General features: G+C 71.6%; 18 protein-coding genes, 1 tRNA gene and 1 pseudogene. 16 read left to right on the top strand and 4 right to left on the bottom strand.

Features of this window, described 5'->3' with window-relative positions; genetic code table 11:
- From B072_RS0137365 to B072_RS0137310, 12 genes and pseudogenes are all read left to right on the top strand, one after another.
- Positions 1–447, top strand: a pseudogene (locus tag B072_RS0137365) (6-phosphogluconate dehydrogenase); the annotation flags it as partial.
- Positions 448–477: 30 nt separating this feature from the next.
- Positions 478–1,059, top strand: coding sequence for a histidine phosphatase family protein (locus B072_RS0137360; RefSeq protein ID WP_026246698.1), 582 nt, complete (start codon positions 478–480; stop codon positions 1,057–1,059).
- A gap of 110 nt (positions 1,060–1,169) precedes the next feature.
- Positions 1,170–2,363: a 4-hydroxybenzoate 3-monooxygenase gene (locus B072_RS0137355; RefSeq protein WP_018535101.1), complete on the top strand. Its 1,194-nt coding sequence runs from the start codon at positions 1,170–1,172 to the stop codon at positions 2,361–2,363.
- 65 nt (positions 2,364–2,428) lie between these two features.
- Complete coding sequence (locus B072_RS0137350) at positions 2,429–4,144, top strand: methyltransferase (RefSeq protein ID WP_018535100.1); 1,716 nt, start codon at positions 2,429–2,431, stop codon at positions 4,142–4,144.
- A 117-nt stretch (positions 4,145–4,261) separates the two neighbouring features.
- A complete protein-coding gene (locus B072_RS0137345; protein ID WP_026246697.1) occupies positions 4,262–5,944 on the top strand; it encodes a carbohydrate binding domain-containing protein in 1,683 nt (560 codons plus the stop codon).
- Between the two features lie 117 nt (positions 5,945–6,061).
- Positions 6,062–6,883, top strand: a complete 822-nt coding sequence (locus B072_RS0137340; RefSeq protein ID WP_018535098.1) for an ROK family protein — start codon at positions 6,062–6,064, stop codon at positions 6,881–6,883.
- Positions 6,884–6,907: 24 nt separating this feature from the next.
- A complete protein-coding gene (locus B072_RS0137335; protein WP_026246696.1) occupies positions 6,908–8,599 on the top strand; it encodes an ABC transporter substrate-binding protein in 1,692 nt (563 codons plus the stop codon).
- Between the two features lie 10 nt (positions 8,600–8,609).
- On the top strand, positions 8,610–9,596 hold the full coding sequence (locus tag B072_RS0137330; protein ID WP_018535096.1) for an ABC transporter permease: 987 nt from the start codon (positions 8,610–8,612) through the stop codon (positions 9,594–9,596).
- Complete coding sequence (locus tag B072_RS0137325) at positions 9,566–10,465, top strand: ABC transporter permease (protein WP_199791127.1); 900 nt, start codon at positions 9,566–9,568, stop codon at positions 10,463–10,465. The genes B072_RS0137330 and B072_RS0137325 overlap by 31 nt, the downstream gene beginning before the upstream one ends.
- Entirely contained in the window at positions 10,458–11,444 is a 987-nt protein-coding gene (locus B072_RS0137320; RefSeq protein WP_018535094.1) for an ABC transporter ATP-binding protein, read from the top strand. Before B072_RS0137325 ends, B072_RS0137320 begins: the two co-directional genes overlap by 8 nt.
- Entirely contained in the window at positions 11,441–12,421 is a 981-nt protein-coding gene (locus B072_RS0137315) for an ABC transporter ATP-binding protein (protein WP_018535093.1), read from the top strand. The genes B072_RS0137320 and B072_RS0137315 overlap by 4 nt, the downstream gene beginning before the upstream one ends.
- A complete protein-coding gene (locus B072_RS0137310; protein ID WP_018535092.1) occupies positions 12,418–13,617 on the top strand; it encodes an ROK family transcriptional regulator in 1,200 nt (399 codons plus the stop codon). The genes B072_RS0137315 and B072_RS0137310 overlap by 4 nt, the downstream gene beginning before the upstream one ends.
- A 41-nt stretch (positions 13,618–13,658) precedes the next feature.
- On the opposite strand, the gene B072_RS0137305 is transcribed toward B072_RS0137310, so the two are convergent.
- Positions 13,659–13,746: transfer RNA gene (locus B072_RS0137305), tRNA-Leu, on the bottom strand.
- Between the two features lie 195 nt (positions 13,747–13,941).
- On the opposite strand from B072_RS0137305, the gene B072_RS0137300 reads away from it, so the two are divergent.
- From B072_RS0137300 to B072_RS0137290, 3 genes are all read left to right on the top strand, one after another.
- Entirely contained in the window at positions 13,942–15,267 is a 1,326-nt protein-coding gene (locus B072_RS0137300; RefSeq protein WP_018535091.1) for a M20/M25/M40 family metallo-hydrolase, read from the top strand.
- A 151-nt stretch (positions 15,268–15,418) separates the two neighbouring features.
- On the top strand, positions 15,419–15,652 hold the full coding sequence (gene chpH, locus B072_RS0137295; RefSeq protein ID WP_026246695.1) for a chaplin ChpH: 234 nt from the start codon (positions 15,419–15,421) through the stop codon (positions 15,650–15,652).
- 149 nt (positions 15,653–15,801) lie between these two features.
- Positions 15,802–16,554 (top strand): chaplin, encoded by a 753-nt coding sequence (locus B072_RS0137290; RefSeq protein ID WP_018535089.1) that lies wholly within the window; start codon positions 15,802–15,804, stop codon positions 16,552–16,554.
- 87 nt (positions 16,555–16,641) lie between these two features.
- On the opposite strand, the gene B072_RS44945 is transcribed toward B072_RS0137290, so the two are convergent.
- Positions 16,642–16,830, bottom strand: a complete 189-nt coding sequence (locus B072_RS44945) for a DUF5703 family protein (RefSeq protein WP_018535088.1) — start codon at positions 16,828–16,830, stop codon at positions 16,642–16,644.
- Positions 16,831–16,877: 47 nt separating this feature from the next.
- Here B072_RS44945 and B072_RS0137285 point away from each other — a divergent pair, with 47 nt between their 5' ends.
- Positions 16,878–17,552 (top strand): hypothetical protein, encoded by a 675-nt coding sequence (locus tag B072_RS0137285; RefSeq protein ID WP_018535087.1) that lies wholly within the window; start codon positions 16,878–16,880, stop codon positions 17,550–17,552.
- A gap of 70 nt (positions 17,553–17,622) precedes the next feature.
- Here B072_RS0137285 and B072_RS0137280 read toward each other — a convergent pair whose 3' ends face one another.
- Complete coding sequence (locus B072_RS0137280; RefSeq protein WP_018535086.1) at positions 17,623–19,881, bottom strand: helix-hairpin-helix domain-containing protein; 2,259 nt, start codon at positions 19,879–19,881, stop codon at positions 17,623–17,625.
- On the bottom strand, positions 19,878–20,861 hold the full coding sequence (locus B072_RS0137275) for an aldo/keto reductase (protein WP_018535085.1): 984 nt from the start codon (positions 20,859–20,861) through the stop codon (positions 19,878–19,880). The genes B072_RS0137280 and B072_RS0137275 overlap by 4 nt, the downstream gene beginning before the upstream one ends.
- Positions 20,862–20,982: the final 121 nt, after the last annotated feature.

Genomic DNA, 20,982 nt, shown 5'->3' with positions numbered 1-20,982 from the left:
AAGCCCGAGGGTGACTTCGGGTCGGTGCACGCGGGCAAGGTCGGTGCGGGCCACTTCTCCAAGATGGTTCACAACGGCATCGAGTACGCCATGATGCAGGCCTACGCCGAGGGCTGGGAGCTCCTGGAGGCCGTGGACTCGGTGACCGACGTCCGTGAGGTCTTCCGGTCCTGGCAGGAGGGCACGGTCATCCGTTCCTGGCTGCTGGACCTGGCCGTCAACGCCCTTGACGACGACGAGCACCTGGACCAGCTGCGCGGCTTCGCGCAGGACTCCGGCGAGGGCCGCTGGACCGTCGAGGCCGCCATCGACAACTCGGTGCCGCTGCCCGCGATCACCGCGTCGCTCTTCGCGCGCTTCGCCTCGCGGCAGGAGGACTCGCCGCAGATGAAGATGATCGCCGCGCTGCGCAACCAGTTCGGCGGCCACGCGGTCGAGAAGAAGTAACTCCGTCCTTCCGGGAAAGGGATGATCGCCATGGGCGACCTTCTGTTGGTACGCCACGGCGAGACCGAGTGGAGTCTGTCCGGCCAGCACACCGGCCGTACGGACAAGCCCCTCACCCGGCACGGCGAGGAACAGGCCAAGACCCTGGCCCCGTTCTTCGCCGGCCGGCCCTTCGCGCTCGTCCTCACCAGCCCGCTGGACCGCGCGGTCCGCACCGCCGATCTGGCGGGCCTGGTGGGGGCCACCCCGTACGCCGACCTCCACGAGTGGGACTACGGCGCGTACGAGGGGATCACCACCCGCGAGATCCACCGGGCCCGGCCCGCCTGGGACCTGTGGACGGACGGCGCTCCCGAGGGCGAGTCCCCGGAGCAGGTCGGCGAGCGCGCCGACCGGGTCCTGTCCCGCGTCGACCAGGCCCTCGCCGGGAACGAGGGCGACGTGGTGCTCGTCGCCCACGGACACTTCCTGCGCGTGGTCACGGCCCGCAGGCTCGGACTGCCGCCCGTCGAGGGCCGGTTGTTCCAACTGGCCACGGGCACGGTCAGCCGCCTGTCCACCGAACACGGCAGGCCCGTCGTCGCCGCCTGGAACGCACGGCCCGGCAGCTAGCAGCTCGGCAACCTGCGTGCATGCACCACACTGCGCGCATACGGGGGAATCCGGCGTATCGAGGCACTGAGGGTCACTTACGATCACCCGCTGTGACAGAACGCCACCCCATGACGTCGGCCGGTGACACGGCCGACGTCGTCATTCTCGGGGCCGGTCCGGCCGGCCTCCTCCTCGGCAACCTCCTCCAGCGCGACGGCATCGACTGCGTCGTGCTGGAGCGGGGCACCCGGGAGCACATCCAGACCCGGGCGCGCGCCGGATTCCTCGCCGCCCGCACCGTCCAGATCCTTCGGCGGCACGGTCTCGCCGACGGCCTGAACCGGGACGGCCGGACCCACCACACCTGCGAGTTCCGCTCCGACGAAGGAAGGTTCCGCCTCGACTACGGCGGCCTCGGCCGCGGCGAGCGGCACACCGTCTACCCGCAGCAGGCCCTGGTGAGCGACCTGCTCGCGCACTACCTCGACGCCGGCGGGCGCATCCGCTTCGGGACCGAGGCGCTCGCCGTGCAGGGCGCCGAAGGGGACCGGCCCTCGGTCACCGTGCGCGCGGCCGACGGGAGCCCCGGCCGCTGGCGGGCCCGGTACGTGGCCGGCTGCGACGGCCGGCACGGCGCGGCCCGCCGGTCGATCCCCGCGGACGCCGTCCGCCGCCACCACCTCGACCACGGCGTGACCTGGCTCGGCCTGCTCGCCAACGCCCCGCCCAGCCTGGACGCCGTCGGCTACGCGGTGCACGGCCGCGGCTTCGCCGGACACATGGCCCGTACCCCCACGGTCACCCGCTACTACCTGCAGTGCGCGCGCGACACCCGTGCCGAGGACTGGCCCGACGACCGCATCTGGGACGAGCTGTCCCTGCGCCTGCGCACCGACGCGTACGGTCCACTGCGCACCGGGCCGGTCGGCCAACGCGGCGTCGTCCACCTGGAGTCCGACGTCCTCGAACCCCTGCGCCACGGCTCGCTGTTCCTCGCGGGCGACGCCGCCAGCCTGATCAGCCCCTCCGCCGCCAAGGGCGCCAACCTCGCCGTCCTGGAGGCCGAACTCCTCGCCGAGGCGCTGATCGACGACCTCACGCACGGCGACTCCGCGGGGCTCGACGCCTACTCGGCGCGCTGCCTCACCCACATCTGGCGTGCCCAGGAGTTCTCGCACTGGATGATCGGGCTGCTGCACGGCAGGCCCGGCACCGACGGCGAGGCGCGGTTCCACGACTCCCTGCGCCGTTCCCGCATCACCGCACTGCGCGACTCCCGCGCCCAGCAGGACTGGTTCGCCGAGCACTACGTCGGCGTCTGACGTACCCGCACACGAGTTTCTCCGCATCCCTGCCCGCAGCACCTGAACAGAGGATCCCTTCCCCGATGATCACCACGATGTCGGGCGACACGTCCCGTCTGCGCGCGACGGTCGACTTCGTCCGGGAGCAGGACACCGCCGGCCTGCTCCCGCTGCTGCTCCCCGGCCTCGACGGCCCCGAGCTGCGCGCCCTGGTGGAACGCTGCCGCTTCGCCCACGCGGCCCTGCTGCTCTTCCCGCACGACGCGGACCAGTTGCACGCCATGCTGACCGAGTGCGGCCTCACCCCCGACGGCCCGCCGCGGCCCAGCGTCGTCGTGCGCGAGCGGCTCGCCGTACGCCACCGCCGCGACCCGGCCGGCCTCGACGTCGGCATCCTGCGCCCCGCCGTGACCGGCCCGGACGGAGCGCACCGCACCGTCGAGGTGTTCGCCCTGACCGTCGCCCCGGGCTCCGGCCTGGAACCGGTCGTCGCCCACGAGCGCGAACACCGGCACGAGGCCCATCTCGCCTTCGAGGTCGACCAGCCCGATCCGCTGGTCCTGCGCGGCCTGTGCGCCACGCTCGGCCGGCACGGCGCGGTCCCCGACGGCGGCGGCTACAACCCGCACGAGAACGGCACGGTGTTCTACTTCGCCGCGCCCGACGCGGCGAAGACCGAGTACCGGCGCATGGAGCTCTACGCACCGGGCGACCACCGGGACGTCCTCGCCGCCCACCTCGCCGAACACCGCACGCGCCGCCCCGCCGAGGCGCTGCTGCGCCTGCTCACCGGCGCCTGGACGACCCAGGCCCTCGCCGCCTTCGCCCAACTCCGCGTCCCCGACGCCCTCGACACGGACCGGACCACCGGCGTCGACGCCCTGGCCGAGGAGGTCGGTGCCACCCCGCGCCCCCTCGCCACGCTCCTGCGCTACCTGGAGATGCTCGGCGTGGTCACGTCCGACCAGGGCGCCGGCGGCTACCGGCTGACCGCGCTCGGCGCCCTGCTGCGCACGGACGCCCCGGACTCGATGGGCCCGCTCGCCCTGATGTACGGCGGCCCGTTCTACCGCTCCTTCGCCGCCCTCGCCCACACCGTGCGCACCGGGGAGACCGGCTTCGAGCACGTCTTCGGCGAGAACCACTTCGACCACTTCGCCCGCGACCCCGAACTCGCCGACCTCTTCGACCGGTCCATGGCCGCCGGGTCCGCCATGTTCGAGCCGCTGCCCACCCACCCGGTGCTGCTCGCCGCGAGCCGCTCACCGCACCCCGCGACCGTCGTCGACGTCGCGGGCGGGAACGGCGCACTGCTCGGCCGCGTCCTCGGTGTCCACCCGCGCCTGCGCGGAGTCCTTCTGGAGCGCGCGCACGTCGTCGAGGCCGCCCGCGAAGCGCTCGCTGCCCACGGCGACCGGTGCACGTACCGCGTCGGCGACTTCGCGGACGTCCCCGCGGGCGGCGACGTCTATCTCCTCTCCCGCGTCCTGCACGACTGGGACGACGACCGCTGCCGGGAGATCCTGCGCCACTGCGCCGCCGCGATGCCCGACCACGCCGACCTGCTCGTCGTGGAACGCGTCCTGCCCGCCGACGGCTCCGCGTCCCTCGCCACGGCCTGGGACCTCCACATGATGTGCAACGTCGGCGGCCACGAACGCGGCGCCGACCACTACGGCCGCCTCTTCGCCGACGCGGGCCTCACCCTGGTCGGCCGGGAACGGCTGCCCCTGGACGGCAGCGTCCTGCACGTGCGGAAGGCACCGGTGGGGGAGGGCCTGTCCGGCCGACCGTCTTGACAACCGCATTGGTCCATACCAACTTGAGGGAGTCGCAGGAACAGCTCGGCGTCACATGGTTCGCGCATGTCCCCAACCCCCTTTAACGCACCGGGAGTTCGCGTGTTCTCCACTCGAATACGACACCCTCGCAGACGCTCCGCGAGACCCCGCTTCCTCGCTCTGCTCGGCACCGTCGCCCTCGCCCTCACCGGCGCGGTCGCGGTGCCCGGCACCGCCCAGGCGGCCAACATCCTGACCAACTCCGGCTTCGAATCCGGCTCGCTCGGCCCGTGGTCCTGCACGGGCAACCTCGGCTCCGTGGTCTCCACCCCCGTCCACGGCGGCGCCAAGGCCCTTGCGGGCGCGGCGAGTTCGAGCGACAACGCCAAGTGCGCCCAGACGGTCGCCGTCCAGCCGAACACCACGTACTCGCTGTCCGGCTGGGTGCGCGGCGGCTACGTCTACCTCGGCGTCGACGGCGGCGGCTCCACGTGGACCCAGTCCCCCTCCACGTACGCCCAGTTGACGGTGAAGTTCACCACCGGCGCATCGCAGACCAGCGCCACGATCTACACCCACGGCTGGTACGGCCAGGGCACCTACTACGCCGACGACATCAGCCTCGACGGGCCCGGCGGCAGCAGTGACACCCAGGCCCCGACCGCACCCACCGGCCTCACCTCCACCGGCAAGACGTCCAGCAGTGTCTCCCTCTCCTGGGGCGCGGCGAGCGACAACGTCGGCGTCACCGGCTACGACATCTACTCCGGCGGCAGCAACAAACTCCTCACGGTGAGCGGGACGTCGGCCACCGTCTCCGGGCTCGCGGCGTCCACCGCGTACAGCTTCACGGTCAAGGCGCACGACGCGGCGGGCAACAGCTCGCCCGCCTCGAACGCCGTCTCCGCGACGACGAGCGCGGGCTCCGGCGGCACCGGCTTCAAGCAGGCCGCCCCGTACCTCTACACCGGCTGGGGCGACCCGCCCAGCCCGACCACGGTCATGAGCGCCACCGGCGTCAAGTGGTTCACGATGGCGTTCATCCTCTCCTCCGGCGGCTGCAACCCGGCCTGGGACGGACAGCGCCCCCTCACCGGCGGCCAGGACCAGACCGCGATCAACGCCGTCCGGGCGGCGGGCGGCGACATCGTCCCGTCCATCGGTGGCTGGAGCGGCAACAAGCTCGGCCCCAACTGCTCGACACCGGAAGCGCTCGCGGGCGCGTACCAGAAGGTGATCGACGCCTACGGCCTCAAGGCGATCGACGTCGACATCGAGAACAGCGACGAGTTCGAGAACACGGCCGTGCAGGACCGGATCCTGAACGCCCTGAAGATCGTCAAGGCCAACAACCCCGGCCTGAGGACCATCCTCACCTTCGGGACGTCCACGACCGGCCCGACGTACTACGGCAACCGGCTCATCGAGCAGTCCAAGGCCCTCAACGCCGACGTCGACGTCTTCACGATCATGCCGTTCGACTTCGGCGGCGGCAGCGACATGTACGGCAACACCGTCAACGCCGCCGAAGGCCTGAAGACCAAGCTCAAGTCGGTCTACGGCTGGGACGACGCGACCGCCTACGCCCACATGGGCATCTCCGGGATGAACGGCCTCAGCGACCAGCAGGAGACCACGACCCCCGCCATCTGGACCCAGATCAAGGACTGGGCGAACAGCAAACACCTCGCCCGGCTCGCCTTCTGGTCGGTCAACCGTGACCGGCCGTGCGCGGGCGGCGGCGTCGCCGAGAACTGCTCCGGCATCAGCCAGGACACCTGGCAGTTCACGAGGATCACGGCCGGCTTCACCGGCTGACCCGGTTTATCGTCCGCTCAACTTCCTTACAGGAACGGGGACTTACGCGCGGCTTCCGCCGCGCGTACAGTCTCGTAGCACCTCGTTTAGTTACGTAACTTTACCGAGGAGCTGCCCGTGTCCTTCGCACCTTCCGACTCCGAACAGGTCGTCCTCGCCGTCGACTTCGGCGGCACCAAGACGGCCCTGACCGTTGCCGACGCCCGCCGCGGCACCCGGATCAGCGACCTGGCGATCGACACCGACCCGGACCTCCAGCGGGCCGTCGGCGCCGCGCGCACCCTCCTCGCCGGCCGGGAGCCACGCGCCGTGGGAGTGTCGACCATCGGCATCCCCGGACCCGACGGCGTGGCCCTCGCGACGAACATCCCCGGCTGGGACAAGCTTCCCCTGGCCCGTGAACTGGCCCTGGAATTCCCGCGATCCGCGATCCGGGTCGCCACCGACGTGAAGGCCGCGGCCGCGCACGAGTACGCGTCCGGGGCCCTCGCCGGCTGCGAACCCGGCCTGTACGTGAACCTCGGCACCGGACTCGCGGTCGCCGTCGTCACCCAGGGCGCCGTCCTCGCCGGACGGCACGGCGCGTCCGGCGAGATCGGCTACAACCTGCGCGGCCTCGCCGACGTCGGCCGCACGGACCGCGTCCCGCTGGAGGACGCCGTCAGCGGCAAAGCCCTCCAACAGGCAGCCCTCACCCGTGAGTTCACCACCGAACTCGCCTTCCACCTCGTCAATCTCACCATCGCCGTCGATCCCGAGCGGATCGTCGTCGGCGGCGGCATGGTCCGCGCCTGGGACGCGCTGCACGGCCCGCTGCGCGCCGCCCTGGACGCGGCCGTGCCCTACCCGCCGCAGCTCGTACCCGCCGCGCATCCGTACGACGCGCCCCTGCTGGGGGCCCTGGCGCTGGCCGTGGAGGCAGCGCGCCCGGACACGTAGAAGATCACGAAGGGAGTGGCAGGAATGAGGTCCACGCGCATGCTCGCCGTCGCGCTCATGCTGACCCTGGCCGCGACGGCCTGCTCCGAGACCAAGCACAAGGACGACTCCGGGGGCGGCGGGGGCACCACCGAGAGCAGCGGCCCGAAGAAGAAGGGCGGCACCGTCACCATCGCCAACACGGCGGGGCAGACCTGGACCTGCAACTTCAACCCGTTCAACCCCGCCGTCTACAACACCTCGATCGGCTTCGTCTACGAGCCCCTCGTCTTCGTCAACGCCCTCAAGGACCAGGCCGAGACACCGATGCTCGCCAAGAGCTACCGGTGGAACGCCGACAAGACGCAGATCGACTTCACCGTCCGCTCCGGCGTCAAATGGAACGACGGAAAGCCGTTCACGGCCAAGGACGTCGCCTTCACCTTCAACCTCATGAAACGCGTCAAGTCGACCGATCTGTACGCCCTGTGGACCACGGCCGGGCTGCGGTCGGTCACCACCTCGGGCGACCACGTCACCCTGAAGTTCGAGAAGGCCGCGCAACCGTACTTCTACGCGTTCGCCCACCAGGTCGCCATCGTCCCCGAGCACATCTTCGGCAAGGGAGCGGCCGCCGCGAAACCCGACACCTGGGTCGACAAGAAGCCCGTAGGCACCGGCCCGTTCGAGGTCGACCCCTGCACGGCCAACAACATCCAGTACACGGCCAACCCCGACTACTGGCAGCAGGGCAAGCCGTACCTCCAGAAGGTCGAGTACCCGGCCTACCTCGACAACGGCCCCGCCAACCTCGACCTCGCCAACGGCAAGGCGCAGTGGGGGAGTCAGTTCATCCCGGGCATCGAGCAGTTCTACCTGAACAAGTCGCCGGACAACCACACCTGGTCGCCACCCGTCCAGAACGTCAGCATCTACCCGAACCTCGACCCCTCCCACAAGATGAGCAGCAACCTCAAGGTCCGGCAGGCGATCTCGCTCGCCATCGACCGGGAGAAGGTCTCGCAGATCGGCGTCGGCGGACAGGTACCGGTCGCCAACCAGTCGGGCATCGTCACACCGACGTTCGACAAGTACTACGACGCGGACGCCGTGAAGAAGGCCGGCTTCGACGGGCCCGACCCGGCCCGCGCCAAGAAGCTCCTCGCCGGCCTCGGGTACTCCCCGTCCAAGCCGCTCAAGCTCAGCATCCTCACGATCACCGGCTACACCGACTGGGACGCCTCGCTCAAGGTCATCAAGCAGAACCTGAAGGCCGTCGGCATCGACCTGGTCGTCCAGGACCTCGCCCAGCAGACCATGGTCGGCCGCCTCTACACCGGTGACTACGACCTCGCGTACTACTCGCAGCAGACCACGGGCCCGACCCCGTACTACGAACTGCGCCAGACGCTGCACTCGGCGAACACCGCGCCGCTCGGCAAGAACGCCGCCAGCAACTGGGAGCGCTACCGGAACCCGAAGGTCGACCAGCTCCTCAACGCGTACGCGTCGGCCGGTGAGGCCGACCAGGTCGACCTCGTCAAACAGGTCGCCCAGTACATGATCGACGACGTGCCGGTGATCCCCGTCGTGGAGGCCGTGGACTGGTTCCAGTACAACACCAAGGACATCGCGGGCTGGCCGACGAAGGACAACCCGTACGCCCAGCCCGCGGCCTACAACTTCCCCGACACGGGACAGGTGCTCACCCACCTGTACTCCAAGTCGGCCCAGTAGGCGGTGACTTGTGCGCTTCATCCTGCGCCGCCTGGGGTTCTTCCTCCTCACGCTCTGGGCGGCGCTCACCCTGAACTTCTTCCTCCCGCGCTTCATGCCGGGCGACCCCGTCGACGCGCTCACCGTGCGCACCCGCGGCCGGGTCTCCCGGAGCGCGCTCGAAGAGATGCTGACGTCGTTCGGCTTCAAGCCCGACCAGAACGTCGTGGTCCAGTACGTCGACTACCTGGGCCACATGTTCACCGGTGACTGGGGCCGCTCCATCGGCCAGACGCTGGGCGAGCCGGTCACCAAGCTGATCGGCGACGCCCTCCCGTGGACCCTCGGCCTCGTCGGCGTCACCACCGTCCTGGCCTTCCTCCTCGGCACCCTCATCGGCACCGTCGCCGGCTGGCGGCGCGGCGGCGCCCTCGACGCGATCCTCCCGCCGGTCTTCGTCGTCACCTCGGCGCTGCCCTACTTCTGGGTGGGCCTGCTCCTCATCCTGGTCTTCTCCCAGGGCACCGGCGGCGCCCTCCCCGCCAACTTCAACTACGACACGTCGATCGTGCCGGGCTTCTCCCCGGGCTTCGTCGGCAGCGTCCTGTCCCACGCGGTGCTGCCCGCGGCCACGCTCCTCATCACCACCATCGGCGGCTGGATCCTGACCATGCGCAACAACATGATCTCCACCCTCGCCGAGGACTACGTCCGCATGGCCCGCGCCAAGGGTCTGAACCCGCGCCGCATCATGTACGCCTACGGCGCCCGCAACGCGATCCTCCCGAACCTCGCCGGCTTCGCCATGTCCCTCGGCTTCGTCATCTCCGGCGCGATCCTCATCGAGTACGTCTTCAACTATCCCGGCGTCGGCTACCTCCTCTACAACGCCGTCCAGAACGTCGACTACCCGCTGATGCAGGCCCTGTTCATGCTGTTCACGGTGGCGGTGCTGGTCGCGCTCCTCGCGGTCGACATCGCGACGGTGTGGCTCGACCCGAGGGCGAGGGCGTCATGAAGGCCGGCGCACCGGGCCTGTGGCGGGCGATCCGAGGCAACCGCAAAGCCCTGACCGGCACGGTCATCCTGCTCGCGTTCGCGCTGATCGCCGCGTTCCCCGGCCTCTTCACAGCCGTCCACGACCCCGACGAGGCGACCTACCCCCCACGCCTCGACCCCTCGACCGCCCACCTCCTCGGCACCACCGCCCTCGGCCAGGACATCTACTCCCAACTCGTCTACGGGACAAGGGAGTCACTGATCATCGCGGTGGTGGCCGGGGCCCTGGCCACCGTCCTGTCGGTCCTGATCGGCGTCTCCGCCGCCTACCTCGGCGGCATCGCCGACGACCTCCTGTCCCTCCTGACCAACGTCGTCCTGGTCATCCCCGCGTTCCCCCTCGTGATCATCCTGGCCAAGTACGCGGGCACGGGCTCCCTCACCGTCATCCTCACGGTCCTCGTCCTCACCGGCTGGTCCTACGGCGCCAACCAGATGCGCGCCCAGGCCCTGTCCCTGCGCCACCGCGACTTCCTCGAATCGGCGCGGGTGCGCGGCGAGCGGCGCTCGTACATCATCGTCCGCGAGGTCCTGCCGACCATGACCTCGCTCATCGTCGCCAACTTCCTCGGCGCCGCCCTGTACGCGGTGCTCAGCGCGGCCGGCCTGCAGTTCCTCGGCCTCGGCGACCCGAACTCGCAGAGCTGGGGCACGATGCTCTACTGGGCCCAGAACCAGCAGGCCCTGCAGACCGGCACCCCACTGTGGTCGATCGCCCCGGGCCTGTGCGTCGCGCTGCTCGGCGTCGCCTTCGCCCTCATCAACTACGCCTTCGACGAGATCGGCAACCCGGCCCTGCGGCCCGTACGAAGGAGGCGGCATGCCTGAGCCGGCGCTGCTCGACGTCCAGGACCTGAGCGTCGCCCACGACACCGACCGCGGCCCGGTCACCGCCGTCGACCACGTCGAACTCGCCGTCCACCCGGGCGAGTTCACGGCCGTCGTCGGCGAGTCCGGGTGCGGCAAGTCCACCCTCCTGTTCGCCGTCACCGGCCTGCTCAACCCACCCGCCCGCATCACCGGCGGCACGGTCCGCTTCAAGGGCACCGACCTCGTCACCCTCCCCGAACGCGAACTCGACGACCTGCGCTGGCGCGACTTCTCCGTCGTCCTGCAGTCCGCCATGAACGCCCTCAACCCGGTGGCCACCCTCGCCGCCCAGTACAAGGACGCGATGGCCGCCCACGGCTCGTACACCGACGAGGAGATCCGCGCCCGCTCCGCCGAAGTCCTCGACCTCGTCGGCATCGACCCGGTCCACCTGCGCAGCTACCCGCACCAGCTGTCCGGCGGCATGCGCCAGCGCGCCATGATCGCCATGGCGCTGCTGCTCACCCCCGACCTCGTCGTCATGGACGAACCGACGTCCGCGCTCGACGTCGTCGCCCAGCGCTCCCTGATGGTGCAGATCAAGGAGCTGCAGCGCCTCCTCGGCTTCGCCGTCCTCTTCGTCACCCACGACATGTCCCTGGTCAGCCACTTCTCCGACCGGCTCCTCGTCATGTACGCGGGCCAGGTCGTCGAGACCGGGCCCACCCGGAACGTCTTCGACCACCCCGCCCACCCCTACAGCCGCGGCCTGCTGGAGGCGTTCCCCTCGATCCGCGGCCCGCGCGTGCCCCTCCAGGGCATCCCCGGCAGCCCGCCCGACCTCGCCGCACCGCCGCCCGGCTGCCGCTTCACCCCGCGCTGCCCCCTCGTGCAACCGCAGTGCCACGAGAAGGAGCCGGACCTGTACCCCGTCGGCGACGCCCACGCCCGCTGCCTGCTGCACGCGCCGACCGCCCCCACGGAGGCCTCTCGATGACGAGCCCGCTCCTGGAACTGCGCGGTGTCACACGCCACTTCAAGGTCGGCACCGGACTGAGCCGGCGCGCCCTGCACGCCGTCGACGACGTCGACCTCGCCGTCGGGGAGCGGGAGATCCTCGCCCTCGTCGGCGAGAGCGGCAGCGGCAAGTCCACCCTGGCCCGCCTCGTCGCCCAGGTGCACCGGCCGACCCGCGGCGAAATCCGTTACCGGGGAAGGCCGTTGAGCCAGCAGCGCGGCCGCAGGGCCAGGCTCGCGTACCGCGGCGCCGTCCCCATGGTCTTCCAGGACCCCTTCTCCGCCCTCAACCCCGCCTACCGCGTCTCCCACGGCATCCTGCGCGGCATCACCCTCCACCAGCCCCAACTGGGCCGAGGAGAGCGGCAGTCGGAGGCCGAGCGCGTCACCGAGGCGGTCGGCCTCGCCCCCGACGTCCTCGACCGCTTCCCGTACGAACTCTCCGGCGGCCAGCGCCAGCGCATCGGCTTCGCCCAGGCCCTGTCCCACCGGCCGCGCCTCATCCTCGCCGACGAACCCGTCTCCATGCTCGACGTCTCCATCCGCATCGGCCTCCTCAACGTCATGGCCGACCTGCGCGAGAGCGAGGGCGTCTCGCTCCTCTACATCACCCACGACATCGCGAGCGCCCGCTACCTCTCCGACCGGATCGCCGTCATGTACGGCGGCCACATCGTCGAGACAGGACCCACCGAAGAGGTCCTCGCCCACCCCCGCCACCCCTACACCGACCTCCTGCTCTCCGCCGTGCCCGACCCCCGCGCCCCCCTCGACGTCGACGCGGCGACCGCCAAGACCGACCCGCCCGTCGTCATCGACCCCACCCCGGGCTGCCGCTTCCGCGCCCGCTGCCCGCTCGCCGTCGACCGGTGCCACCGGGTCACCCCGACCCTTCGACCGGTCGCCGAACGGCACACCGCCGCCTGCCACGTCACCGCGCCCGGAGCCGACGCGTGACGACACCCCCTGCCTGGAACCGGCAGCGCCTGCGCAGCAACAACGAATGGCTGCTCCTGGAGCGCTTACGCACGAACGGCCCCGCCTCCCGCGCCCAACTCGCCCGCGCCAGCGGCCTGTCCAAACCCACCGTCTCCTCCGCCCTCGCCGCCCTGGAACGCGCGGGCCTGGTCCGCGAGGCCGGCACCCACGCGGGCAGCCGCGGCCGCATCGCCGTCCTCTACGAGCCCGACCCGCGCGCCGGACACGTCCTCGGCATCGACATCGGCCGGGCCCGGCTGCGCACGGCCGTCGCCGACCTGTCCGGCGCCGTCGTCGCCCGCACCGAGACGCGCAACCGCGGCCGCAGCGCCACCGCGGTCGCCGACGCCGCCATCGCCTGCGCCCAACAGGCCCTAGCCGAAACCGAGTTGAGGTCCTCCGACATCGTGCACACCGCCGTCGGCACCCCGGGCGTCTTCGACCGCCACACCGGCCGCGTCCGCTACGCCGTCAACCTGCCCGGCTGGGGCCGCCCCGGACTCGTCGAGCGGATGCGCGAGCGGCTCGGCACCCCGCTCTCCGTCCACAACGACGCCAACCTCGCCGCCCTCGGCGAGTACACCTTCGGCGCGGGCACGGGCAGCCGCCTCTTCGTCTACGTCCTCGTGGGCACCGGACTCGGCATGGGTGTCGTCGCCGACGGCGAACTCTTCCTGGGCGCGCACGGCGCCGCCGGAGAGATCGGCTTCCTGCCGCTCGACGGCGTACCCCGCTCCGGCAGCGCCCCCCGGCGCGGCCTGCTGGAGGACGCCGTCTCCGCCGACGCCGTGGTCCGCGCCGCCCGCGACGGGGGCATGACGGGACCGCTCACGGCCAAACGCGTCTTCGACGCCGCCCGCACCGGCGACCCCGCCGCCCTGGAAGCCGTACGGCAGGAAGGCGAACGCCTCGCCCTGGCCGTCGCCACCGTCACCGCCGTCCTCGACCCGGACCTGGTGGTGCTCGGCGGGGGAGTGGGCCGCGGCGCCGACCTCCTGCTGACCACCGTCGCCGACACCCTGCACCGCCTCACCCCGCTGCGCCCCCGCGTCGAGGCGGGAACGGCGGGCGAGGACGGAGCGGACGCGGTGCTTCTCGGCGCGCTCACCACCGCGCTGCGTGTGGCACGGCCCCTGGTCTTCGACCGGCGCACCGGCATCGCGGACGTCCCGTGAGCGAAAACGAAGAAAGCCCCTCGACGAGGGGCTTGTCTCTCTGGTGTCCGAGGGGGGACTTGAACCCCCACGTCCGATAAAGGACACTAGCACCTCAAGCTAGCGCGTCTGCCATTCCGCCACCCGGACAAGGTGTCTGCCGCCTTTTTGCGGGGTGTTTCCCGCGGCGACACAGAGAACATTACCAGGGTTTCGGAGTGCTCCGATCACCCCCCACCTCGGACGCTTCCCCTGTGAACGACACGTGACGAGCGGTGCCCGGCCTTGGGTCGCGGCGCCGGGGGAGAGAGGATGAGGGGGATCCACAGGGAGAGAGGAACAAGCGTGAGCGAGCCGAGCACGGGCAGGGCCGTCTCCGGGCAGGACGAGGTCGTCGACCTCTGCCGCGAACTGATCCAGATCGACACCAGCAACTACGGCGACCACTCGGGACCCGGCGAGCGCAAGGCCGCCGAATGGGTCGCGGAGAAGCTCGCCGAGGTGGGCCTCGAGCCGAAGATCTTCGAGTCGCACCCGGGCCGCGCCTCCACGGTCGCCCGTATAGAGGGCGAGGACCCGTCGCGGCCCGCGCTGCTCATCCACGGCCACACCGACGTCGTACCGGCCAACGCGGCGGACTGGACCCACCACCCCTTCTCCGGCGAGATCGCCGACGGGTGCGTGTGGGGCCGCGGCGCCGTCGACATGAAGGACATGGACGCGATGACCCTCGCGGTCGTCCGCGACCGGCTGCGCACGGGCCGCAAGCCCCCGCGCGACATCGTCCTCGCCTTCCTCGCCGACGAGGAGGCCGGCGGCACCTGGGGCGCACGCCACCTCGTCGACAACCACCGGGACCTCTTCGACGGGGTCACCGAGGCGATCAGCGAGGTCGGCGGCTTCTCGTTCACCGTGAACGAGCAGCGGCGGCTCTACCTCATCCAGACCGCCGAGAAGGGCATGCACTGGATGAAGCTGAGCGTGGCCGGCACCGCCGGGCACGGCTCGATGATCCACCGGGACAACGCGATCACGGAGCTGTCCGAGGCCGTCGCCCGCCTCGGCCGCCACAAGTTCCCGGTCCGCGTCACCAAGACGCTGCGCCACTTCCTCGACGAACTCGGCGACGCGCTCGGTACCGAGCTCGACCCCGAGGACATGGAGGAGACGATCGCGAAGCTCGGCGGCATCGCCAAGCTGATCGGTGCCACCCTCAGCAACACCGCCAACCCGACGCAGCTGAACGCCGGCTACAAGGTCAACGTGATCCCCGGCGAGGCCACCGCGAACGTCGACGGCCGCTTCCTGCCGGGGTACGAGGACGAGTTCCTCGCCGACCTCGACCGGATCCTCGGCCCCAAGGTGAAGCGCGAGGACGTGCACGCCGACAAGGCCGTCGAGACCACCTTCGACGGGGCGCTCGTCGAGGCCATGCAGGCGTCGATCGTCGCCGAGGACCCGATCGGCAAGGCCATCCCGTACATGCTCTCCGGCGGTACGGACGCCAAGTCCTTCGTGGAGCTCGGCATCCGCAACTTCGGCTTCGCGCCGCTGCAGCTGCCGCCCGAGCTGGACTTCGCCGGCATGTTCCACGGTGTCGACGAGCGCGTCCCGGTGGACGGTCTGAAGTTCGGCGTCCGGGTCCTGGACCGCTTCATCGACGCGTCGTGAGCGTCAACATCGCGTGAGCCGAATATTCGGCCATTTGTGCTATTCGGCTGAAAAGAGTGAAAGGGGCCAGGGGCTCGTAGCCCCGTCAACTCCTCCTCGTTACAGGGAGTGCAGTCCGCGGCTGGGACTGCATTGCCAACTAGGAGGAATAATGATCAAGAAGGTCGTCGCTGCTGCGGCTGCCACTGGTGGTCTGGTTCTCGCGGGTGCGGGAATGGCCGTCGCCGACTCCGGTGCTCAGGGTGCTGCCGTGAAGTCCCCCGGCGTCATCTCGGGCAACGTCATCCAGGCGCCCATTCACGTCCCGGTGAACGTCTGCGGCAACACGGTCTCCGTGATCGGGCTGCTGAACCCCACCTTCGGCAACACCTGCAGCAACAGCTGACGTTGTTGTGCCTCGCCCCTTGAGGGGCTGAGTCCGTCGGCCCCGGAGTGCGCGCCATGCGCTCCGGGGCCGACGGGCATTCGTGGCCGGGGGCACAACAGTTCCCGTGCCGCTCCCAGAATTCTCAAAGTGCTAAGGCAGGGAAAGCTATGCGACAGGTCACGCGCAAGGGCCTGATCACCGTGGCGGCCGCGACCGGTGTGCTCGCCGTCACCGGCGGTTACGCGCACGCCGACTCGGGTGCGCAGGGAAGCGCGGAAGGTTCGCCCGGCATCGCCTCCGGCAACCACGTCGAGGCTCCGATCAACGTCCCCGTCAACGTGTGCGGCAACACCATCAACGTCATCGGGCTGCTCAACCCGGCGTCGGGCAACAGCTGTGCCAACACCTCGGACGACGGTGGCAGTGGCAGCGGCAGTGGCGGTGGTGGGCACCAGTCCGGCGGCGGCTCGCACGCCGGCGGTCACACGGGTGGCTCGCCCGGCATCGGCTCCGGCAACCACGTGCAGGTGCCGGTGGACGTTCCGGTGAACGCGTGCGGCAACTCCGTCGGCATCGGCCCGGTCGGCAACGGCGCCACGGGCAACGGATGCTCCAACGCCGACACCACCACTCCGGCGCAGCCGAACAACCCGGGCAACCCGGGTCAGCCCAGCAACCCGGACACTCCGAACGAGCCCGCCGCGCCGGGTGCGCCCGGCGAGCCGGTGACGCGCGCGATCACCTCGGACACCCCGGACGAGCCCAATCAGCCGGGGACGCAGACCGTCGCCCAGCCCAAGGGCGAATCCCGGCTCGCGGAGACCGGCAGCTCGCTGCCGATCGGTGCGACCGGTGCCCTGGCCGCGGGTGCGCTGCTCGGCGGTGCGGTGCTCTACCGCCGCGCCAAGGCCGCCGCGTAAGGGCCACAGCAGACAGCGGTACGAACGGAGCGGGCCCCGCATCGGCGGGGCCCGCTCCGTTTCAGCCGTGGACCCATCAGGTTCAGGTCACCATGTGGCCCGCACCTGGCGGATGATCCGCCTCCTCAGGCGTACGCGGCGACTGCCGTCGCGGCGCAGGCTCAATCGGTCCAACTCCCAGTGTCCGTACTCTGCATGGTCCGTCAGCAGACGCGTCGCCTCCTTGCGGGAGACCCCGCGCGGCACGTACACGTCGACAAATTCGTATTCCGGCATCGCATCTATTGTGCGGGCAGTGGCCCGGTACGGATAGCGTCTGCACTATGTCTGATGCTGCGCAGCCCACCGCTGCCGAGGTACGCGCCGCCGCCGAGGCGGTGAAGGCTGCGCTCGACCGCCACCTGGCGGCTGTCGAGCGCAGGTCGGGAGAGGACGACCCGGCCGTCTACGAAGCGTTCAACGAACTCGCCGCCGCGGCCGAGGAGTACGACGAGCTCCTGTACGACCGCTACGACGAGGTCACCCCCTTCGAGATCCCCAGCGGCGACGACTCGCTGCCGCCGTACACCGGACCGGAGGAGCCGAACGCGCTGAGCGTGCTGATCCGACGCGACTACGCCGTGGTGGAGCCGCAGCGCCTTCTCGCCCAGGCGGGCCGGGTCGCCGACCTCGAAGCGGGACCGGACGCGGACGCCGCGACCGCGTCGGGCGCGGGCAGCAGTGTCCATGCCGCGCTGGGCGTCCTCTTCGGCGAGTTCGAACCGGACGAGATCGCCTCCCGGCACAAGGAGTTCGGCCTGGAGGAGGGCGACTCGACGCTCTGGGTCACCGCGGCGGACGACCCTGCGGAACCGGGGGAGTGGCTGGAGGCGCCGTTCGACCAGGCCGACCCGCAGCGGGTGGTGTGCCGGTTCGACGTGAGCGCGGTGTTCGACGACGAGCTGGACCCCGACGACGACTCCGTCGGCCTCGAGACGTTGGAGGACGCCGAGCACTAGAACGACCGACGCCTTGGGCACCCCGGCGCGGGGTGAGCGCTCCTGTGGGCGCCCACCCCGGTCCCGCCCGCTACGCGCCGGGTACCTGGGCCCGGACCAGCGTCTGCAGCCGGGTGGTACGGGGCTTGGCCGCGATCTCCGCGACCGCGTGCGGCAGCGCCGCGTCCACCCCGTGCACCACGGACAGATGCCGCTCCCCGCGCCCGAACGCCGTGTACACCCAGGGCCGGCTCAGCGCCTGCGCCGCGTCTCCGGGCAGCACGACCACGGCCGCGGGCCACCGCAGCCCCACCGCCTGGTGCCCGGTCACCGCCCACCCGTGCCGCACGGCCCGCTCCACCTGCTCCTTCGGTACGAGCACGGGCTCACCGTCACACTCCAGGCGCAGCCCCTCCGCGTCGGCGCCGACCACCCGTCCGGGCCTGATCCGCCCGGGTCCCGGCACGTGCACCACGCGGTCCCCGGGATCGAAGCCGCCGAAGCGGCCGGGACCGGGGTTCAGCCGCTCCTTGAGCGCCGCGTTCAGCGCCCGTGTCCCCGCCGCGCCGCCGTGCCCGGGGGTGATCACCTGGGTCTCCTCGGCGGGCACCCCGATGGCCCGCGGCACCGAGTCCGCGACGAGCTGCACCGTGCGGTGGATCGCCTCGGCGGCGTCCCGCACCGGCACGATGACGACCTCCTTGCCGGGCGCCTCCACCTGGTTCAGCTCACCGATCCCGATCCCCGAGACCAGCTCCCCGACCGGGCCGAAGTCCGGCGTCCGGGAAGCGATCCGCGGGCAGATGCCGGCGGCCAGCAGGTCCGCGAACACCCGCCCGGGGCCCGCCGACCACAGCACGCCCGGGTCGCCGCTGAGCACCAGGCCGGTGCCGTCGGCCAGCAGTTCCACGAGCATCGCGGCGCTGTCCACGTCCAGCTGCGGCGCGTCCAGGACGACCAGGAGGTCCAGGGCGAGTGCCCCGTCGGCGTCCCTGCCGGGTCCCTGGGTCTGCGCGAGCAGCCCCGCGACGGTGGCCGTGGCGGTCTCCGGGGCGTCCGGGCCGAGCTGCCCGGCGACCCGGCGCCGCCCGTCCGTGCTGTGCGCGGCGACGCAGACCCGCAGGCCGAGCCGGGCAGCGGCCGCGGCCAGGGCGACCGGCTCCGCGCGCGCGGCGTCCCCGCCGGTGTGCAGCACGAGGCGGTGCGCGCCGACGGCCCGGATCAGTTCGGCCGTCGTGCTCTGCGCGGAGGCGGCGGCCTCCTCCCAGTCGCCACCGGGCGATGCGCCGTCCTTGGGGCCGGAGTTGATGATCCGGGCGAGTCCGTCGGCGAGGCTCTCCTCGGCGAGCGCGTACCGCTCGAGTCCGACGAGGACCCGGACCGGACGCTCGGCCTCCTCTTCACCGTCCTCGGCCGGTGCGGGCGCGGGCGCGTCCTCGATGGCGTCCTGGAACAGGATCGCGTCGCCCTCCGCCGCGGCGCTCTGCACGGCCTCCTCCGGATCGGGCACCCCGCGCTTGCCCAGCGCGTCCACGAGCATCGGCAGGTCGAGGGCCGTGTGCCCGGCGACCGCGGCCTGCTCGAGCAGCCACACGGTGACGGCGCGGCCCCGCCGCTCGTCCTGCGGGCCGCACTCGGCGCCGAGCAGCGCCCGCGCGAACCCGTCGGCCTGCTCGGGGCGCACCCCGCTCAGGCGCAGCAACTGCCAGGGGTCCTCGCGCAGTTGGTCCTCCGCGCCCTCGCCCAGGGCCGCTGCGGCCGCCGCGGCGAGGGCCTCGGGCGCCCCGCCCTCGACGAGCACGGCCCGCACCGCGGCCACCGTCTCGGTGCCGGGCCCCGAGTCCACCGCGGGTGTCACCGGCTGGGGCCTGCGCACCGGCTCGGGCGTGACGACCCGGCGCGGCTCGGGCGCCGGCTCCGCGAACGCGGCGGCGACCGGCTTCTCGCCGCTCTCCACGGCCCGCACGGCGGCGAGCAGATCGGCGGCCGTGCCGCTCAGCTTGGTGCCGGCGTCGATCGGCCCCTCCTTGGAGGCCTTGCGCTGCGCGATGCGCTCCCGGAGCTCCCGCTGAGCGGCGATCTCGGCCTCGGCCTCCGACAACTGGGCGGCGCCGTCACCGTCCCCGGCCTGCGTGTCCGTGCCCTCGGAGGTCGCCTCTTCGGCAGCCTCGGTGTCGACCGCGTCTTCCTCGGTGGTGCCGTCCTCGACGGTGCCGTCTCCGGCCTCGCCCTGGGCCGGTGCGCCCTCGGCGTCCGGGCTCTCCTCGGCGGCCCGGCCCCCGTCGGGCTCGGGCCCCGTCTCGGTCGGGGCGGCAGCGGACTCCGCCGACTCCACGGGCTCCGTACTCACAACGTGCTCCAGTCCTGATCGGGATAGCGGTGCACGGGCGCCGACACGTCGTCGAGCGCCTGGCAGATCTCGTCAGGAAGACTAAGGGCCTCCACTGACAATGCCGCCGTGAGCTGCTGCGCGTTGCGCGCGCCGACGATGGGCGCCGCCACCCCCGGCCGGTCCCTGACCCAGGCCAGGGCCACCTGCAGCGGTGTCACGGCGAGCCCGTCGGCCGCTATGGAGACCGCGTCCACGATGTGCCCGGCCGCCTCGTCCAGATACGGCGCGACGAACGGTGCCATGTGGTCGGAGCCGCCGCGCGAGTCCGTCGGTGTGCCGCCCCGGTACTTCCCGGTCAGCACCCCGCGCCCCAGCGGCGACGAGGGCAGCAGCCCGATGCCCAGGTCCAGCGCGGCCGGCAGCACCTCCCGCTCCACGCCGCGCTGCAGCAGCGAGTACTCCATCTGCGTGGAGGCGAGCCGGGTGCGCACGCCCGGCGCCGCCAGCTGCCAGGTGCCGGCCTTGGCCAGCTGCCAGCCGCAGAAGTTGGAGACCCCGGCATACCGCGCGCGGCCGCTGCTGACAGCGATGTCGAGGGCCTGCAGCGTCTCGTCGAGCGGGGTCTCGGTGTCGTACGCGTGCACCTGCCACAGGTCGACGTAGTCGGTGCCGAGCCGGGCGAGCGAGGCGTCGAGCGCGGAGAGCAGATGGCCGCGCGAGCCGTCGAAGCGCCGGTCCGGGTCGGGCACGCTGCCCGCCTTCGTGGAGATGACCAGGTCCCGGCGCGGGACGAGACCCTCGATGAGGCGGCCGAGCAGATACTCCGACTCCCCGTCCCCGTACACATCGGCCGTGTCGACGAGCGAGCCGCCCGCCTCCCAGAAGACCTTCAACAGGTCGGCGGCGTCGTGCTCGTCGGTGTCACGGCCCCACGTGAGGGTGCCGAGCCCGATCCGGGACACGCGCAGGCCGGTACGGCCGAGATGCCTCTGCTCCATGGGCGCTGAGATTACTGGCCGAAGGTCAGGATGTGGTGCCCTGTGGATATCTCTCGCGCGGCCCGTCGCGTTAGGGTTCCGGACAAGAGACGTTACCGATGGGTAATCCAGCGGTTCCCGC

The organism is Streptomyces sp. HmicA12 (genome assembly GCF_000373565.1).
In the GTDB taxonomy this organism is placed as follows: domain Bacteria; phylum Actinomycetota; class Actinomycetes; order Streptomycetales; family Streptomycetaceae; genus Streptomyces.
This window is presented reverse-complemented; position numbering and strand designations above follow the sequence as displayed.

Bases quoted from the DNA above. Each gene is read 5' to 3' on its own strand.
- B072_RS0137335 (WP_026246696.1), top strand. From the start codon at position 6,908: ATGAGGTCCACGCGCATGCTCGCCGTCGCGCTCATGCTGACCCTGGCC.
- B072_RS0137320 (WP_018535094.1), top strand. From the start codon at position 10,458: ATGCCTGAGCCGGCGCTGCTCGACGTCCAGGACCTGAGCGTCGCCCAC.
- B072_RS0137275 (WP_018535085.1), bottom strand. From the start codon at position 20,861: ATGGAGCAGAGGCATCTCGGCCGTACCGGCCTGCGCGTGTCCCGGATC.
- B072_RS0137355 (WP_018535101.1), top strand. From the start codon at position 1,170: ATGACGTCGGCCGGTGACACGGCCGACGTCGTCATTCTCGGGGCCGGT.
- B072_RS0137350 (WP_018535100.1), top strand. From the start codon at position 2,429: ATGATCACCACGATGTCGGGCGACACGTCCCGTCTGCGCGCGACGGTC.
- B072_RS0137315 (WP_018535093.1), top strand. From the start codon at position 11,441: ATGACGAGCCCGCTCCTGGAACTGCGCGGTGTCACACGCCACTTCAAG.
- chpH (WP_026246695.1), top strand. From the start codon at position 15,419: ATGATCAAGAAGGTCGTCGCTGCTGCGGCTGCCACTGGTGGTCTGGTT.
- B072_RS0137290 (WP_018535089.1), top strand. From the start codon at position 15,802: ATGCGACAGGTCACGCGCAAGGGCCTGATCACCGTGGCGGCCGCGACC.
- B072_RS44945 (WP_018535088.1), bottom strand. From the start codon at position 16,830: ATGCCGGAATACGAATTTGTCGACGTGTACGTGCCGCGCGGGGTCTCC.
- B072_RS0137285 (WP_018535087.1), top strand. From the start codon at position 16,878: ATGTCTGATGCTGCGCAGCCCACCGCTGCCGAGGTACGCGCCGCCGCC.
- B072_RS0137360 (WP_026246698.1), top strand. From the start codon at position 478: ATGGGCGACCTTCTGTTGGTACGCCACGGCGAGACCGAGTGGAGTCTG.